Raw genomic sequence first — 16,176 nt, forward strand, 5'->3', positions numbered from 1 at the left:
TTAACTGCTGGCGGAGGTGTAGCTCCTGAGGGCCAGGCGGAAGAAGCCCCGCGCCAAGAGGAAAAGCAGCGCCGCCAAAACCAGGGCCAGAAAGGTCCCTTCTCCCCGGCCCAAGGCCACCTCCGCGGGCACGGTGGTGAGAAAGGCCACGGGCACCACGAAGGTGAAGAAGACCCGATAAAGGGCGGGATACGCCCCCACGGGGAAGCGTCCCGCCTCCAAAAGCCCCCTCAGGACCTCGGTGACGTTGTAGATCTTCACGAACCAGATGCTGGTGGTGGCCAGGAGGAACCAGAGGCTATAGAGCATCAAGGCCCCCAGCAGCCAGTACCCGGCGAAGGCCCCGTAGTCCCAAGGCCCTAGCCCAAGGCGCACCCCCGCATAGAGGAGAAGGCCCAACCCCAGGAGGACATCCCCAAGACCCCAAGGGGAAAAGGCCCTTAGGGAAAGCCAGAACTGGGGGTCCAGGGGCTTCAGGAGCACGAAGTCCAGGGTGCCCTGCTGCACGTGCTCCACGATCTTGTTGAGGTTGGGGGCCAAAAGGGTGCTCCCAAGGCCCTGCAAAAGGGTGAAGGCTGCCAGGACCAAAAGGGCCTCCTCAAAGGCCCACCCCCCGGGCCGGTACCCCCCCTGGTAGAGGAGGAGAAGGCCGAAGAGGGCCCCCAACAGGGTGAGGGCTGAGGAGAGAAGGCCCAGGAGGAAGTTCAGGCGGTACTCCATCTCCGCGGCCAGGCTGAGGCGCAGAAAGAGCAGGAAGACCCGCAGGTAGCGCACAAGGACCATTACACCACGGGTAGACTGAAGGGGTGCGTGAGCCGCCCGTCATCCTCGCCCAAGACCTAACCAAGCACTACCGGGTGGCCTTGAAGGAGGAAACCCTGCTCGCCACCCTGCGCCACTTCTTCCTCCGCGAGTACCGCACGGTGCAGGCGGTGGAGGGGGTGAGCTTCCAGATCGCAAAAGGCGAGGTGGTGGGCTTCCTGGGCCCTAACGGGGCCGGCAAGACCACCACCTTGAAGATGCTCACCGGCCTGGTCCACCCCACAAGGGGCCAGGCCCTGGTGGGGGGGCATGTGCCCTGGCGGCGGGAGAAGGCCTTTTTGAAAAAGATCACCTTGGTGATGGGCAACAAGCAGCAGCTCATCTGGGACCTGCCCGCCATGGACACCTTCCGCCTCAACGCCGCCATCTACGAGATCCCCGAGGCCGAGTTCCGAAGGCGGGTTCTGGAGCTCGCTGAGATGCTGGCCCTTACGGAAAAGCTCCACCAGCCCGTGCGCAAGCTCTCCCTGGGGGAGAGGATGAAGGCCGAGCTCCTGGCCGCCCTCCTCCACCGCCCCGAGGTCCTCTTCCTGGACGAGCCCACCCTGGGCCTGGACGTGAACGCCCAGGTGGCGGTGCGGGAGTTTGTGCGGGAGTACAACCGCCGCTATGGGGCCACGGTCCTCCTCACCAGCCACTACATGGCGGACATCGCCGCCCTGGCCGAGCGGGTCCTGGTCATCCACCAAGGAAGGCTCCTCTACGACGGGGCCTTGGAGGGGCTTCTGGACCGCTTCGCCCCTTACCGGGAGGTGGGGCTCACCCTGAAGGCACCCCTCCCCCGGGAGGCCCTGGCCCCCTTCGGGGAAGTGCGGGAGCTAGAAGGGCGGGAGGCCAAGCTCCTGGTGCCCCGGGAAAGGCTCACGGAGAGGGTGGCGGAGATCCTCAGGAAGCTTCCCGTGGAGGACCTCGAGGTCCGGGAGCCCCCCCTGGAGGAGGTCATCGCCCGGGTCTTCCAGAGCCCAGTCCCGGCGGAGGAGGCATGAGGAAGGCAAGAACCCTCCTTTCCGTGTACCTGGCCTACATGCTGGAGTACCGGGCGGAGCTCTTCCTTTGGGCCTTGGCGGGGGCCTTGCCCCTCATCCTCCTCGGGGTCTGGACGGAAGCCGCCCGGAGCGGGGATTTCCCCTTAAGCCCCGGGGAGTTCGCCCGGTACTTCCTCATGGTTTTCCTGGTGCGCCAGGCCACGGTGGTCTGGGTGGTGTGGGAGTTCGAGCGGGACGTGGTGGAAGGGCGGCTTTCCTTCCGGCTGTTAAGGCCCCTAGACCCCTTTTTTGACCATCTGGCCGCCCACGTGGCCGAGCGCCTGGCCCGGCTTCCCTTTGTCGTGCTCCTCACCCTGCTCTTCTTCTGGCTCTTCCCCGAGGCCCGCTTCCTGCCCGAACCTAAGCCCTTCCTCCTGGGGCTTCTTTTCACCCTTTTGGCCTTCCTCCTCCGCTACCTGATGCAGTACACCACCGCCATGCTCACCTTCTGGAGCGAGCGGGCCTCGGCGGTGGAGGAGGTCTTCTTTCTCCTCTACCTCTTCCTCTCGGGGACCATCGCCCCCCTCGAGGTCTTCCCCGAGCCCCTGAGGGCCCTGGCCCTCCTCACCCCCTTTCCCTACCTGGTCTACCTGCCCGCAGGGCTCCTGGCGGGGCAGGAGGTGGGCCTCTTTCCCGGCGTCTGGGTGATGCTCTTCTGGGGCCTGGTCTTCCTCCTCCTCTGGCGGCTTCTCTGGCGCTTGGGCCTAAGGCGCTACTCGGGGATGGGGGCATAATGAGCCTATGGCCACCCGCTACCGCTTCCGCGTGGAGGAGTTTGAGCGGGCCTTCCGGGATGTACCCCGGGTGGAGCTCCTAAAGGGAGAGGTCTACCAGATGAGCCCCATTGGACCCAAGCACTTTCTTGCGGTGATGCGCCTCGACCATAGGTTGAAGGAGGCCCTCCAAGGAAAGGCCTTGGTGGCGGTGCAGTCCCCCCTTTACCTTTCGGAGGATTCCGAGTCCGAACCCGATCTCCTGGTGCTTCAACCTCCCCTGGAACGCTACGAGGGCCGGCTCCCCCGCCCTGAGGATGTTCTCCTCCTTGTGGAGGTCGCCGACACCTCCTTGGCGTTTGACCGGGAGGTGAAGCTTCCCCTCTACGCCGAGGCCGGCATCCCCGAGGTCTGGCTGGTGAACCTCAAGGAGAACCTCCTGGAGGTCTACCGGGAGCCCAAGGAGGGGCGCTACCGGGCCATCCGCCTCCTCTCCCCCTCCGAGACCGTAAGCCCCTTGGCCTTCCCCGAGGTCAGCCTGCCCTGGGCGTAGCCTCCCGCACCGGGTAGAGGAGGGCGTAGGCGTAGCCGTCGGTGAGGGCCTTTAGGGAGGCCTCGAGGATGTTCTCGCTGGCCCCCACGGTGGCGAAGCGCTCTTCTCCCCGCTTCATCTCCACCATCACCCGCACCCCGGAGTTGGTGCCCGCCTCCTGGCCCGCAAGGATGCGCACCTTATAGTCGGCAAGCTCCACGTCGGCAAGCTCCGGGTAAAACTGCAAGACCGCCTTGCGGAAGGCCTTATCCAGGGCGGAAACCGGGCCGAAGGGGCTTTCCGCCGCCGTGTGCTGCAAGCTTTCCCCCACCCTCACCCGCACCGTGGCCTCGGCCCAGGCGGTGGCGAGGCCCGAGCCGTGCACGAAAACGGAAAACCCCTCCACGGCAAAAGGCAGGCTTCCCCCTTTGAGGCGGTGGGCCAGGAGGTAGAAGCTGGCCTCGGCCCCCTCAAAGGCGTAGCCCTCGTACTCCAAGGCCTTCACCTCGTCCAGGAGGCGCTTGGCCTCCTCCTTGGAGAGGTCCACCCCCAGCTCCTGCAGCTTGGCCAGGAGGTTGGAGCGCCCCGCCACATCGGAAACCAGAAACCGGCGGCTATTCCCTACCCAATCAGGAGGGATGTGCTCGTAGGTGCGGGGGTTCTTGAGGACGGCGGAAACGTGCACCCCCGCCTTGTGGGCAAAGGCCGACTCCCCCACGTAGGGGGCGCGGCGGTTGGGGGTCTGGTTGGCCCGCTCGTCCACGAAGTGGGAAAGCTCCTTCAGGCCCTTGAGCCGCTCCGGGGGGAGGGCGGGGATGCCGTACTTGAAGACCAAGGCGGGGAGGAAGCTGGTGAGGTTCAGGTTGCCGCACCGCTCCCCGTACCCGTTGATGGTGCCCTGGGCGTGGGTGGCCCCGGCCCGCACCGCCGCCAGGGCGTTGGCCACCGCCAGCTCGGCGTCGTTGTGGGGGTGGATGCCGATGCGCACCCCAGGAAAGCGCTCCACCACCGCTTTGGTGATGGCATAGACCTCCTCGGGCAAGGTGCCCCCGTTGGTGTCGCAGAGGACCAGGGTGTCGGCTCCCCCCTCCCGGGCGGCCTCGAGGGTTTCCAAAGCGTACCCAGGGTCCTCCTTGTACCCGTCGAAGAAGTGCTCGGCGTCGTAAATGACCCGCTTGCCCCGCTGGGCAAAGAAGGACACCGTGTCCTGGATCATGCGGAGGTTCTCCTCCAAGGAGGTTTCCAAGGCCTCCAGCACGTGTAGGGTCCAGCTCTTGCCGAAGAGGACCACCACCGGGGTTTCCGCCTCCAAAAGGGCCAGGACCGAGGGATCCTCCTCGGGAAGGAGGCCCTTCCGCCGCGTGGCGCCGAAGGCGCAAAGCCGGGCCTCCCCCAGGTCCACCCCCTTCATGCGCTGGAAGAACTCGGCGTCCTTGGGGTTGGACCCCGGCCAACCCCCCTCGATGAGGTGGATGCCGAAGGCGGCAAGCCGCCGGGCAATGGCCACCTTGTCGTCCACGGAAAGGCTGATGCCTTCCCCTTGGGTTCCGTCCCTCAGGGTGGTGTCGAGAATTTCCACCATCGCTTCCTCCCCCCTAAGGCCCCTCGCCCAACCAGGGGCCTCATCCTTTCGTCCAACGCCTCCTTCCTCCCCTCGGTGGAAGGCCCCACCCCGACGGCGTCAGGGTGGGGTGGCCTCAAACCCCTCGCTGGACCTCCTCGATGGAGGGGGGGTGACGGGTGGCGCGGCCTGAGGCCAGCTTGCCCGCGGCGTCCAAGAAGGCCAGGGCGCTGGCCTCGATGATGTCGGGGGAAACCCCCACCCCCACCGCCTGGAGCTCCCCCAGCCGCAGGCGCACCGTCACCTGGCCCAAGGCCTCGGTGGAGCCGGTGATGGCCTCCACCCGGTAGAGCTCCAGCTCGGGCCTGAGGCCGATGGCCTCCTCCAAGGCCTTGTACACGGCGTCCACGGGGCCATCCCCGGTGTGGGTGGCCACCCGCACCCCATCGGGGGTCTTCACCTTCACCGTGGCCGTGGGCAGAAGGCCGGAGCCGGAGAAGAACTGCACGTGCTCCAGGGCGAAGAACTGGGAGGCGGGCTCCCGCTCGCTCTCCACCAGGGCCTGGAGCTCCTCGGCGGAGAGGGGGCCTTTTTTCTCGGCAATCTCCTTGAAGCGGGAGAAGAGGACCTTGAGCTGATCCTCGGTGAGGTCCTTGTAGCCCAGGTCCTCGAGGGCCTTCTTGAAGGCCGCCCGCCCGGAGTGCTTGCCCAGCACGATCACGGCGGGCCGCCGCCCGATGAGCTCGGCGTCCATGATCTCGTAGGTGGAGCGGTGCTTCAAGACGCCGTCTTGGTGGATGCCGGACTCGTGGGCGAAGGCATTGTCCCCCACGATGGCCTTGTTGGGGGGCACGGGCATGCCGGTGTAGCGCTCCACCAGCCGGGAAACCCGGTAGATCTCTCGGGTGTTGATCTGGGTCTTGGCCTTGTACCAGTCCCGGCGCACGTAAAGGGCCATGACCACCTCTTCCAAGGAGGTGTTGCCCGCCCGCTCGCCGATGCCGTTGATGGTGCACTCCACCTGGCCCGCGCCGTTCTCGATCCCCGCCAGGGCGTTGGCGGTGGCCAGGCCCAGGTCGTCGTGGGTGTGGGTGGAGATGATCACGTTCCGGCCCCGCACCACCTCGTCGCGGATGCGGCGGATGAGGGCCCCGTACTCATTGGGCGTACCGTACCCCGTGGTATCGGGAATGTTGATGGTGGTGGCCCCGGCCTCGATGGCCACCTCGTAGAGGCGCTTCACGAAGTCCCAGTCCGCCCGCATCACGTCCTGGGCGGAAAACTCCACGTCGTCCACGTACTGCCTGGCGTAGCGGACCATCCGGTCCGCCATCTCCAAGACCTCCTCCTCGGTCTTCTTCAGCATGTACTCGAGGTGGATCTTGGAAGCCGAGGTGAAGACGTGGATGCGGGGTTTTTCCGCCTTCTCCAGGGCCTTGGCCGCCTGGTCGATGTCCAGGGTGTGGGTGCGGGCCAAGGCGGCGATGATGGGCCCCTTTACCTCGGCGGCGATGCGGCGTACCGCTTCAAACTCCAAGGGCCCGGATACGGGGAAGCCCGCCTCAATGATGTCCACGTTGAGCCGGGCCAGGGCGTGGGCGATCTCCAGCTTCTGGTCCAGGGAAAGGGCCACCCCTGGGCTCTGTTCCCCATCCCTCAGCGTGGTGTCAAAGATTCGGATGTGCCTTTCCATTTCTCCCTCCCCAAAAACGCACCAGGCCCCCCACCTGGGGGGCCTTTTTGCCCAAGCTAGCCTACCTCCTCCAATACCCTTGCCCGCAGGAAGGGCATCATGGCCCGAAGCCTCGCCCCCACCTCCTCGATGGGGTGCTCCTTCCAGCGCTTGCGGTTCGCCTCCAAAACGGGCTGGCCCACCTGGTTTTCCAGCATCCACTCCCGGGCGAACTCCCCGGCCTGGATCTGCCGGAGGATCTCCCGCATGCGCCGCTTGGTCTCCTCCACCGGCACGGCCACCTCCCCCCGGGTGTAGTCCCCGTACTCGGCGGTGTTGGAGATGGAGTAGCGCATCCCGGCGAAGCCCGCCTCGTAGATGAGGTCCACGATGAGCTTGACCTCGTGCACGGTTTCAAAGTAGGCCATCTCCGGGGGATAGCCCGCCTCCACCAGGGTCTCAAACCCCGCCTGGATGAGCCGGGTCAGCCCCCCGCAGAGCACCGCCTGCTCCCCGAAGAGGTCGGTTTCCGTTTCGTCCTTGAAGGTGGTGGGGATCACCCCCGCCCGGGCGGCCCCGATGGCCTTGGCGTAAGCCAAGGCGGTGGGGAAGGCGGCTCCCGAGGCGTCCTGGTGCACCGCCACCAGGGCGGGCACCCCGCTTCCCTTCACGTACTCGCTCCGCACCAGGTGGCCCGGCCCCTTAGGGGCCACCATCCACACGTCCAGGTCCTTACGGGGTTTGATCTGGCCGAAGTGGACGTTGAAGCCGTGGGCAAAGGCCAAGGCCGCCCCCTCCCTTAGGTTGGGCTCGATCTCCTCCCGGTAGACCTTCCCCTGGGTTTCGTCGGGGAGGAGGACCATGACGATGTCCGCCTCCCGCACGGCCTCCGCTACAGGCAGCACCCTAAGGCCCGCGGCCTCCGCCTTGGCGAAGCTCTTGGAGCCGGGCCTGAGCCCCACCCGCACGTCTACCCCCGAGTCCTTGAGGTTCAGGGCGTGGGCGTGCCCCTGGGAGCCAAAGCCCAAAACCGCCACCTTCTTGCCTTGGATGAAGCCTAGGTCCGCGTCGTGCTCGTAGTAGATCTTCATACCGCCTCCCGTTTTTCCCTGACCTTAAGGGTGCGCTCCCCTCGGCTCATGGCCACCGCACCGGTGCGCATGACCTCGAGGATCCCATAAGGCCTGAGGGCCTCGATGAAGGAGTCTACCTTTTTGGAGTCCCCGGTGAGCTCCAGGATCAGGCTCTTCTGGGCCACATCCACCACCCGGGCCCGGAAGGCCTCCTGGATGTCCTTCACCGCCAGCCTCTCCTCTACTCCGGCCACGTGCACCTTCACGAGCGCCAGCTCCCGCTCCACGTGGGGCTCGGAGTGGTCGGTCACCTTCAAAACCTCGATCAGGCGGTTCAGCTGCTTCTCCACCTGCTCCAGGGTGTGGTCGTCCCCGGAGACCACCAGGCTGATGCGGGAAAGCCCCGGCACGTGGGTGGTGCCCACCGCCAAGCTCTCCAAGTTGAAGCCCCGGCGGGCGAACAGGCCGGTGATGCGGTTCAGCACCCGGGGGTGGTCCTGGACCAGGACCGAGATCACGTGCCTCACGCCTCCACCTCCTCCCTTTCTGCGGGGTGCTCCAGGATCATGTCCTCCGCGGCACCCCCCGCAGGGATCATGGGGAACACCCCCTCCTCGTGGTAGACCTTGAACTCCGCCACCACGGGGCCATCGGCGGAAAGCACAGCCTCCACCCCCTTCATCAGATCCTCCTTGCGCTCCACCTTGACCCCCTTGATGCCGTAAGCCTCGGCCAGGCGGGCGAAGTCGGGGTTGGAGTCCGCCAGGTAGACCTCGGAGTAGCGCTTGGCGTGGAAGAGGTCCTGCCACTGGCGCACCATGCCCAGGTAGCCGTTATTCAGGATCACCACCTTCACGTCCAGCTTGTACTTCACCAGGGTGGCCAGCTCCTGCAGGGTCATCTGGAAGGAGCCATCCCCGTCGAAGTCGATGACCAACTCCTCGGGGCGGGCCACCTTGGCCCCAATGGCGAAGGGCAGACCCACCCCCATGGTGCCGAGGCCCCCGCTGGTGATGAAGCTCCTGGGCCGGGACACGGGGAAGAACTGGGCGGCAAACATCTGGTGCTGCCCCACCCCGGTGGTGACGATGGCCTGTCCCCCCGTGGCCTCGTGGAAGGCCCGGATCACCTCCTGGCTCTGCAGGTGGGGCCGGGGCTTCCAGCGCAAGGGGTAACGGGTGCGCCACTCCTCCAGCTCCCGCCACCAAGCGGCCAGCTTGAGGGGCTTAGCCCCCTTCAAGAGCTCCCGGAGAACCAGCTTGGCATCCCCCACGATGGGCACGTGGGTGCGCACCACCTTGCCGATCTCGGCGGGGTCGATGTCCACGTGGATGATGGTGTGGGCGTGGGGGGCGAAGCGGGAAACCTTCCCCGTGACCCGGTCGTCAAAGCGGAGGCCGATGGCCAGGATCACGTCTGCGTGGTGGATGGCCCGGTTGGCGGCCACGGTGCCGTGCATGCCCGGCATCCCCAGCCAAAGGGGGTGATTGCCAGGGAAGGCCCCCAGGCCCATGAGGGTGGTGATCACCGGGATGCCCGTCCGCTCGGCAAAGGCCAGGAGCTCCCCATGGGCGTGCTGGGCCCCACCCCCCACCATGAGGATGGGCCTTTCCGCCTTCTCCAGGGCATCCAGGGCCCGTTCGATCTGCTTGGGATGGCCCTTGGTGGTGGGCTTGTAGCCGGGAAGGTCCAGCTCCACGTCAAAGGTTCCTGTGAACTCGGCAAGCTGCACGTCCTTGGGGATGTCGATGAGCACCGGCCCTGGCCTTCCCGTGGAGGCGATGTGGAAAGCCTCCCGCACCACCCGGGGGATGTCGTTCACCTCCTGCACCAGGTAGTTGTGCTTGGTGATGGGCATGGTCACCCCGGTCACGTCCGCCTCCTGGAAGGCGTCGGTGCCGATGAGGGCCCGGGGGACGTTCCCGGTGATGGCCACCACCGGGGTGGAGTCCATGAAGGCGTCCGCCAGGCCGGTCACCAGGTTCAAGGCCCCGGGACCGCTGGTGGCCATCACCACGCCCACCCGCCCCGAGGCGCGGGCGTAGGCGGTGGCCGCGTGAATGCCTCCCTGCTCGTGCCGCACCAGGATGTGGCGGATCTTGCTGTCGTAGAGGGCGTCGTAGGTGGGCATAATGGCCCCGCCCGGATGACCGAAGATCACCTCCACCCCTTCCCGCTCCAGCGCCTTCAAAAGTGCCTCCGATCCCTTCATCTCCCCCTCCTAAACCAAAACCCCCCGGGTTCTCCGGGGGGTTTTGGATGCGCCCTAAAACGCTACACCCTACCCCCCGCTGGCCCTACGATTAGGACCAGGCCTAGGGGTAGGACGAGGCCGAAGCGCATCTTGGGCTTTATCCTAGCCCCCTTTGTGAAGGGTGTCAAGAGCCCAAGCGGCGGGCAATGGCGGCTATGGCCACTCTTGCGTGCTCCCGGCCGTTTTCGATAAACACCGTGCGGGTGTCCGGCCCAAAGGCACTGGAGCCGATGGCGAAAAGCCCCTTGCGGGAGGTTTCCCATTCCGGGGAAAGCCAGGGTTTCTCCCCCTCGTAGCGCACCCCGGCCCGCCTAAGGAGATGGTCTTCCGCCCGGTAACCGATCTGGACCAGGACGAAGTCGGCCTCCAAAAACTCCTCCCCTTGGGGCCTTTCCAGCACCAGACCCGCGGGGGTGATGGCCTTCACCCTGGCCTCCATCACCGCCTTTATGCTTCCCTCCTTCACCCGGTTCTCAAAGTCGGGAAGAAGCCAGTACTTCACGCTGGGGCGCACCCATTTGCCCCGGTGGACCAAGGCCACCCGGGCCCCGCCCCGGTACAGGTCCAAGGCCACCTCCACCGCGGAGTTGCTCCCCCCCACCACCGCCACCCTCTGCCCGAAGAAGGGGAAGGCTTCCTCGTAGCGGTGGAGGACGTGAGGCAGCTCCTCCCCCGGCACCCCCAGGCGGTTGGGGTTGCCGAAATAGCCCGTGGCCAGAACCACGTATCGGGCGGCGAAGGCCTTTTCCCCCTTGCGGTCCCGCGCCCAAACCCGAAAGGCCCCCTCCTCCCCCTCCACCCGCAGGGCCTCGGTGTAGGGCAACACCCGCAGCCCCTCCCTTTCCGCCACCTGCTGGTAGTAGCGCAGGGCCTCGAGGCGGGTGGGCTTGGGCCCATGGGACACCAGGGGATGGCCCCCGATCTCGATGTTTCGGGACTCGGAGAAGAAGACCATCTGCCGGGGAAAACGGTAGATGGTTTCCGCCACCGTGCCCCTTTCCAGGATCAGGTGGCTCAGGCCTCGGCGCTTGGCCTCTATCCCCGCCGCCAAACCCACGGGTCCAGCCCCCACGATGAGCACGTCCACCATCCCCCCAAGTCTACGCCGCCGCCGGGCTCTTCCCCGTGGACGGGCCCACCAACCAAGTACCCGCACGCCAAGGTTGCCCCATCGGCCAAAGGCAAAGCGGCGTGCTCATGGCCTCTTTGGGGCCCCCGTCGCGGCGCAACCCACGACGGGGTACTTAACCGAGGCCCCTAGGAGCCCCCGCGGGGCGGAGGGGTAGAATCGGGGCTGGAGGTGCCCTATGGAATACCGGATCGAGCGGGACACCATGGGCGAGGTCAAGGTACCGGCGGACCGCTACTGGGGAGCCCAGACCCAACGCTCCCTCGAGCACTTCAAGATCGGCGCCTGGCGCTTCCGGATGCCCTTGGAGGTGATCCGCGCCTACGGCATGCTGAAGAAAGCGGCGGCCAGAGCTAACCTGGAGCTGGGTGAGCTTCCAGAGGAAATCGCCCGGGCCATCATCCAGGCGGCGGAGGAGGTCATCCAGGGCAAGCTGGACGACCACTTCCCCCTGGTGGTCTTCCAGACGGGAAGCGGCACCCAGACCAACATGAACGTGAACGAGGTCATCGCCAACCGAGCCTCGGAGCTTTTGGGGAAGCCCCTGGGCTCCAAGTACGTTCACCCCAACGACCACGTGAACCGGGGTCAGAGCAGCAACGATACCTTCCCCACCGCCATGTACGTGGCCGTGGCTTTGGCCCTCCACCAAAGGCTTTACCCGGCGGCGGAGGCCCTCATCGCCACTTTCGAGGAAAAGGCCAAGGCCTTCGACGGCATCGTGAAGGTGGGGCGCACCCACCTGATGGACGCCGTACCCATCACCCTGGGGCAGGAGGTGGGAAGCTGGGCGGCCCAGCTTAAGAACACCCTGGCCATGGTCAAGGAGGCGGGAAAAGGGCTTTATAACTTGGCCATCGGCGGCACGGCGGTGGGCACGGGCCTGAACGCCCACCCCCGGTTCGGGGAACGGGTGGCCCATTACCTGGCCGAGGAAACCGGCCTGCCCTTTAAGGTGGCGGAGAACCGCTTCGCCGCTTTGGCCGCCCACGATGAGCTGGTGCAGGTGATGGGGTCCTTGCGCACCCTGGCCGGGGCCCTGATGAAAATCGGCAACGATATCCGCTGGCTGGCCTCCGGGCCCTATGGGGGCATCGGGGAGATCTTCATCCCCGCCAACGAGCCTGGGTCCTCCATCATGCCCGGCAAGGTGAACCCCACCCAGGTGGAGGCCCTCACCATGGTGGTGGTGCGGGTCTTTGGCAACGACCACGCCGTGGCCTTTGCCGGAAGCCAGGGGAACTTCCAGCTCAACGTCTTCAAGCCGGTGATGGTGGATGCCGCCCTCGAATCCATCAAGCTCCTGGCCGACGCCATGGAATCCTTCAACGAGCATCTGGCCAAGGGGATAGAGCCCAACCTAGAACGGATAGAGGAACACCTCCAGAAAAACCCCATGCTGGCCACCGCCTTGAACAAGGCCATCGGCTACGACAAGGCGGCGGAGATCGTGAAGAAAGCCATCAAGGAAAAGAAGACCTTGAAGCAAGCTGCCTTGGAGCTGGGCTACCTCACGGAGGAGGAGTTTGACCGCATCGTGGTTCCCGTGAAGCTGGCCAAGCCCCATGAGGCCTGAGGGCCATTTGTGAGAACGCCCACCCCCAAGCGGGGTGGGCACTACTATAGTAACGGTCGCTGCGCACCACGGAACTGGCCGCACCATGGGTTCGCCACCGGGCGCCGCTTGCCTTCCCGGGTCGCGGCGCGCACCAGCGGTTCGGCGCCCTCGCTCACGCCTGCGCGACGGCGAGCAGCCGCCGGCTGTCGAGCGTGAGTGGTCCGCCCTCGTCGCCCAGCAGCTCGACGCGGGCGAACCCGGCCCGCAGCAGCTCGTCCCGCAGCTCCACCGGCGTATACAGCCGCAGCCCGTACGCGAACCGGCGCACACGCCCGTCCCGGACGATGGTGCGGTCGGTCTGCACGCGCCCGGTGAGCGGTTCGTACCCGGTGCGGTCGATCATCAGGTCGTCGCCCCGGCGGACCACGTCGAAGCGCACCGGCTCGCCGGGCGGCAGGCTGCGCAGGATCCGGTCGCGGTGGACCGTCTCGATCAGCAGCCGGCCGCCGGGCCGCAGCACGCGCCGGAACTCCGCCAGCACGCGGCGGTTCTCCTCGTCGTCGAAGTAGCCGAAGGAGGTGAACCAGTTGACCACGGCGTCGAAGTCTCGCCCGAACGGCAGGGCCCGCATGTCGCCGTGGACCCACTCGACGCCGACGCCCGCGGCCGCCGCGGCCTGGCGGGCCCGCTCCAGGAACAGCGGGCTGGCGTCGAGGCCGGTCACGCGGCAGCCTCGGCGCGCCAGGCGCACGGCGATGCGGCCGTGCCCGCAAGGCACATCCAGCACATCCGCCCCCGGACCGAGGTCGAGGAGCCGGGCGATGAGCTCGGCCTCCTTCTCGTTGCGCTCGTCGTGCAAGAAGGTCTCGTAGAAGTACAGGTAATCCTCGTCGAACACGGCGTCCCAGTGTGCACCCGTCATCGGCCATCCCCCCGCGGCGCGGCACCGGCCCCGGTGCCGGAGCTTTGGCCAAACTATAGTGCACCGCCCTGTAATCGGTCAATACATCTGAGACTGGGGGACCGACTCCGCTTGCATTTTAGCCAAGAACTCCAGGGGCGCCAGCCCCCCCAGGGCCATGTGGGGCCTGCGGTGGTTGTAGTACGCCAGATAAGCGTCCAGCTCGGCCTGCAGGCGCACAAGCCCCCTTGGCAAGGGCAGGGTATAAAACTCGTCGCGGAAGGTGCGCTGCATCCGCTCCACGTGCCCGTTGAGCTTCGGGCTCCGTGGGGGCAGCACAAAGAGCCGGATTCCCAGGCTCCGGCAGGCTTCCTCAAACTCGGCCATGAACTCGCTCCCCCCGTCCACCTGGACGGCCCGGATGGGGAAGGGGGCCTTGGTCACGAGGGCGGAGAGGAATCCCGCCGCCAGGTTGGCCGTGGCCCTGGTGTGCACCTGGGCCAGGGAGAAGCGCGTGACCAGGTCCAGGGCCGAGAAGTGCTTGACCACCTCCCCGGGCCCTAGGGTCACGGTGAGGGTGTCCAATTGCACCAGGTCCCCGGGCGCCCTGGCCTCGTATCCCCGGGGCTTCCTCTGGGCGTAGGGCCTCTGGGGTCTTGGCCTCCCCTTGCCCCGCCTCGCCCGGGCCAGGAAGGCGGCCACCCTTTCCACCCGCCCCCTGGCTTCCAGATGGGCGAGGATGCGGCCCACGGTGCGCTCGCTGACCTCAAAACCTCCCTTCCTCAAGCTCCACCAGATGGGCCAGCGGCCCCAGGTGGGGTTTTGTCTCCGCAAGTCCTCGGTGGCGATGAGGAGTTCGGAGGTCCAGTGCACCTTCCGCCGTAGGCGTTTGGGGCGTTTGGGTTTCGGAAGAAGGCCTTTAAGTCCTTCGTCCTTGAGCCTGCTCCGCCAGCGGTGATAGGTGGCCCGGCTGATCCCCACCAGGGCCTGGATCTCGGGCCAGCTCACCCCGTGCTTCCTGAACGCCTCCACCTGCTTGAGCTTGCGCAGCCGTTCCTGGACCAGGGGGTCGCCGGCCCCCGCCATCTCCAGCTCCTGGGCCTTCCTCGCTCCTCGCCAGATCGCTTTGCCAACCGTGGTAAGCTGCACTCGGGGGGCCTCCTTCCGGAGTCGGTCCCCCTCTTTTTATCCCAGCCCAGAGTCTCACATGTGTTTGTCCGGGTTCACGCCCGCCGTCCGGGAAGGACCGCCAGATGGATCGCTGGACAGCGGGCGCCCGCCGTGCTATGTTAACCCAAGTTGCTACCTATCCCGAGGCCTGAAAAAATAGTGGCCGCTATGCTGTCGCGCATCATAGCGGCCTTTTGCATTATAGACGATGCCCTCCAGGCCCTGGGCTACAAGGACGACCCCCAAGCCAAGACCCCAGCCTCCGCCATCCTGACCCTCGCCATCCTGGCCGCCATGGAACTGGGCGGCAAGCACAACAAGGCCCTGGCCCTCGCCAAAGACCTGCGCCTCTTTACCTACGTCCCCTCCCCAAGTCGCTTCAACCGCAGACTCCACGCCCTATACCCCTTCTTCCTCCCCCTTCGCAAGATAGCCCCTTCGGGGCTGACCCACCTCCTAGCCCAGGCCTGGAAAAACCTCCACCAGGCCCAGGCCTACGCCTTGGACACCTTCCCCCTCCCCGCCTGCGAGAATATCCGCGCCCCCCGCTCCCGCCTTTTCCCAGACAAGGCCTACCGCGGCTTCATCCCCAGCAAACGGGTCTACTTCCACGGCCCCAAGCTCCACCTCCTGGTGGACGACGGGAAGTTTATCCATGAAGTGAGCCTGACCCCGGGAAGCCTACATGATCTGAGCTCTTTGCTCCTTCTTCCCCTGGACCTTCCCGAGGGGGCGGAGCTCTACCTGGACCGGGGGTACGAAAGCCACTTCTATGAAGACCTCCTCCGGGAGGCGGGGGGGATTGTGCCCATGGTCATCCGTAGAAGGAACAGCCGGCGGTATGTGCCTTGGTTGCAGTACCTGGCCATTGTGGGGCGGCTGCTTTCCCGTGAGGGAAACACCTAGGGGGTGGTGGAGACGGTGGGCAGTATGCTCCATGCCCTCTTCCCGCGGCGCATCCATGCGGTGACCCAGGAGGGTTTTGTGATCAAGGTGCTCTCCTTCATCTTGGCCCACAACCTAAATCTCTTGGCTCAACAAATGCTTGGGTAGCAACTTGGGTTATAGTAAGGTTTGGGAGGTGAGGTATGCCGTATCCGTTTACGCTACCGGAACTGGGTTACCCGTACGAGGCCCTCGAGCCCCACATCGACGCCAAGACCATGGAGATCCACCACCAGAAGCACCACGGGGCCTACGTGAACAACCTGAACGCCGCCCTGGAGAAGTACCCCTACCTGCACGGGGCGGAGGTGGAGGTGCTCCTGCGCCACCTGGCCGCCCTGCCCGCGGACATCCAGACCGCGGTGCGCAACAACGGGGGTGGGCACCTGAACCATAGCCTCTTCTGGGAGCTCCTAACCCCCGGGGGAGCCAAGGAGCCGGTGGGGGAACTTAAGAAGGCCATCGACGAGCAGCTTGGGGGCTTCGCCGCCCTGAAGGAGAAGCTCACCCAGGCGGCCATGGCCCGCTTCGGCTCCGGCTGGGCTTGGCTGGTCAAGGATCCCTTCGGCAAGCTCCACGTCATCTCCACCCCCAACCAGGACAACCCCATCATGGAGGGGTTCACCCCCATCGTGGGCATCGACGTGTGGGAGCACGCCTATTACCTCAAGTACCAAAACCGCCGGGCTGACTACCTCCAGGCCATCTGGAACGTGCTGAACTGGGACAAGGCGGAAGCCTTCTTCCGGCGGAAGGGCTAAGGGAAATATAGTCCCCCACCCGGACCCCCCGGGTGGGGGTTTGTCTTCTCCCCCGGTTCC

14 protein-coding genes and 1 pseudogene are annotated in these 16,176 nt (G+C 66.1%); 6 read left to right on the forward strand and 9 right to left on the reverse strand.

The window, feature by feature from the left end:
• On the reverse strand, positions 1-783 hold the full coding sequence (locus L1087_RS01175) for an ABC transporter permease (RefSeq protein ID WP_234557251.1): 783 nt from the start codon (positions 781-783) through the stop codon (positions 1-3).
• A 23-nt stretch (positions 784-806) separates the two neighbouring features.
• On the opposite strand from L1087_RS01175, the gene L1087_RS01180 reads away from it, so the two are divergent.
• The 3 genes from L1087_RS01180 to L1087_RS01190 are packed head-to-tail and all read left to right on the forward strand — an operon-like array spanning position 807 to position 3,113.
• Positions 807-1,808 carry an ABC transporter ATP-binding protein gene (locus L1087_RS01180; protein WP_234557252.1) on the forward strand — a complete coding sequence of 334 codons (1,002 nt, stop codon included), beginning with the start codon at positions 807-809 and terminating at the stop codon, positions 1,806-1,808.
• On the forward strand, positions 1,805-2,581 hold the full coding sequence (locus L1087_RS01185) for an ABC transporter permease (protein ID WP_038042844.1): 777 nt from the start codon (positions 1,805-1,807) through the stop codon (positions 2,579-2,581). Before L1087_RS01180 ends, L1087_RS01185 begins: the two co-directional genes overlap by 4 nt.
• A 7-nt stretch (positions 2,582-2,588) precedes the next feature.
• Positions 2,589-3,113 (forward strand): Uma2 family endonuclease, encoded by a 525-nt coding sequence (locus L1087_RS01190; RefSeq protein ID WP_234553304.1) that lies wholly within the window; start codon positions 2,589-2,591, stop codon positions 3,111-3,113.
• Here the strand turns inward: L1087_RS01190 and cimA are convergent.
• From cimA to L1087_RS01220, 6 genes are all read right to left on the reverse strand, one after another.
• Positions 3,094-4,674, reverse strand: a complete 1,581-nt coding sequence (cimA, locus tag L1087_RS01195; protein WP_234557253.1) for a citramalate synthase — start codon at positions 4,672-4,674, stop codon at positions 3,094-3,096. The genes L1087_RS01190 and cimA overlap by 20 nt on opposite strands.
• Positions 4,675-4,789: 115 nt before the next feature.
• On the reverse strand, positions 4,790-6,346 hold the full coding sequence (locus L1087_RS01200) for a 2-isopropylmalate synthase (RefSeq protein ID WP_038042847.1): 1,557 nt from the start codon (positions 6,344-6,346) through the stop codon (positions 4,790-4,792).
• A gap of 56 nt (positions 6,347-6,402) precedes the next feature.
• Positions 6,403-7,416 carry a ketol-acid reductoisomerase gene (ilvC, locus tag L1087_RS01205; protein WP_234557254.1) on the reverse strand — a complete coding sequence of 338 codons (1,014 nt, stop codon included), beginning with the start codon at positions 7,414-7,416 and terminating at the stop codon, positions 6,403-6,405.
• Positions 7,413-7,925: an acetolactate synthase small subunit gene (gene ilvN / locus L1087_RS01210; protein ID WP_038042849.1), complete on the reverse strand. Its 513-nt coding sequence runs from the start codon at positions 7,923-7,925 to the stop codon at positions 7,413-7,415. The genes ilvC and ilvN overlap by 4 nt, the downstream gene beginning before the upstream one ends.
• Complete coding sequence (ilvB, locus tag L1087_RS01215; protein WP_234557256.1) at positions 7,922-9,610, reverse strand: biosynthetic-type acetolactate synthase large subunit; 1,689 nt, start codon at positions 9,608-9,610, stop codon at positions 7,922-7,924. The genes ilvN and ilvB overlap by 4 nt, the downstream gene beginning before the upstream one ends.
• A 166-nt stretch (positions 9,611-9,776) precedes the next feature.
• Positions 9,777-10,742, reverse strand: coding sequence for a YpdA family putative bacillithiol disulfide reductase (locus tag L1087_RS01220; protein WP_234557257.1), 966 nt, complete (start codon positions 10,740-10,742; stop codon positions 9,777-9,779).
• Between the two features lie 217 nt (positions 10,743-10,959).
• Between L1087_RS01220 and fumC the strand changes: the two genes are divergently transcribed.
• Positions 10,960-12,357, forward strand: a complete 1,398-nt coding sequence (gene fumC / locus L1087_RS01225; RefSeq protein WP_234557259.1) for a class II fumarate hydratase — start codon at positions 10,960-10,962, stop codon at positions 12,355-12,357.
• 154 nt (positions 12,358-12,511) lie between these two features.
• Here fumC and L1087_RS01230 read toward each other — a convergent pair whose 3' ends face one another.
• Both L1087_RS01230 and L1087_RS01235 read right to left on the reverse strand, forming a co-directional pair.
• Positions 12,512-13,237 (reverse strand): class I SAM-dependent methyltransferase, encoded by a 726-nt coding sequence (locus L1087_RS01230; RefSeq protein WP_169335130.1) that lies wholly within the window; start codon positions 13,235-13,237, stop codon positions 12,512-12,514.
• A 102-nt stretch (positions 13,238-13,339) separates the two neighbouring features.
• Positions 13,340-14,389, reverse strand: coding sequence for an IS481 family transposase (locus L1087_RS01235; RefSeq protein ID WP_026175045.1), 1,050 nt, complete (start codon positions 14,387-14,389; stop codon positions 13,340-13,342).
• 189 nt (positions 14,390-14,578) lie between these two features.
• On the opposite strand from L1087_RS01235, the pseudogene L1087_RS01240 reads away from it, so the two are divergent.
• Positions 14,579-15,463: pseudogene (locus tag L1087_RS01240) on the forward strand (transposase).
• Positions 15,464-15,498: 35 nt separating this feature from the next.
• Positions 15,499-16,116: a superoxide dismutase gene (locus L1087_RS01250; RefSeq protein WP_234557261.1), complete on the forward strand. Its 618-nt coding sequence runs from the start codon at positions 15,499-15,501 to the stop codon at positions 16,114-16,116.
• Positions 16,117-16,176 lie beyond the last annotated feature (60 nt).

It is taken from the genome of Thermus tengchongensis (genome assembly GCF_021462405.1).
GTDB lineage: Bacteria > Deinococcota > Deinococci > Deinococcales > Thermaceae > Thermus > Thermus tengchongensis.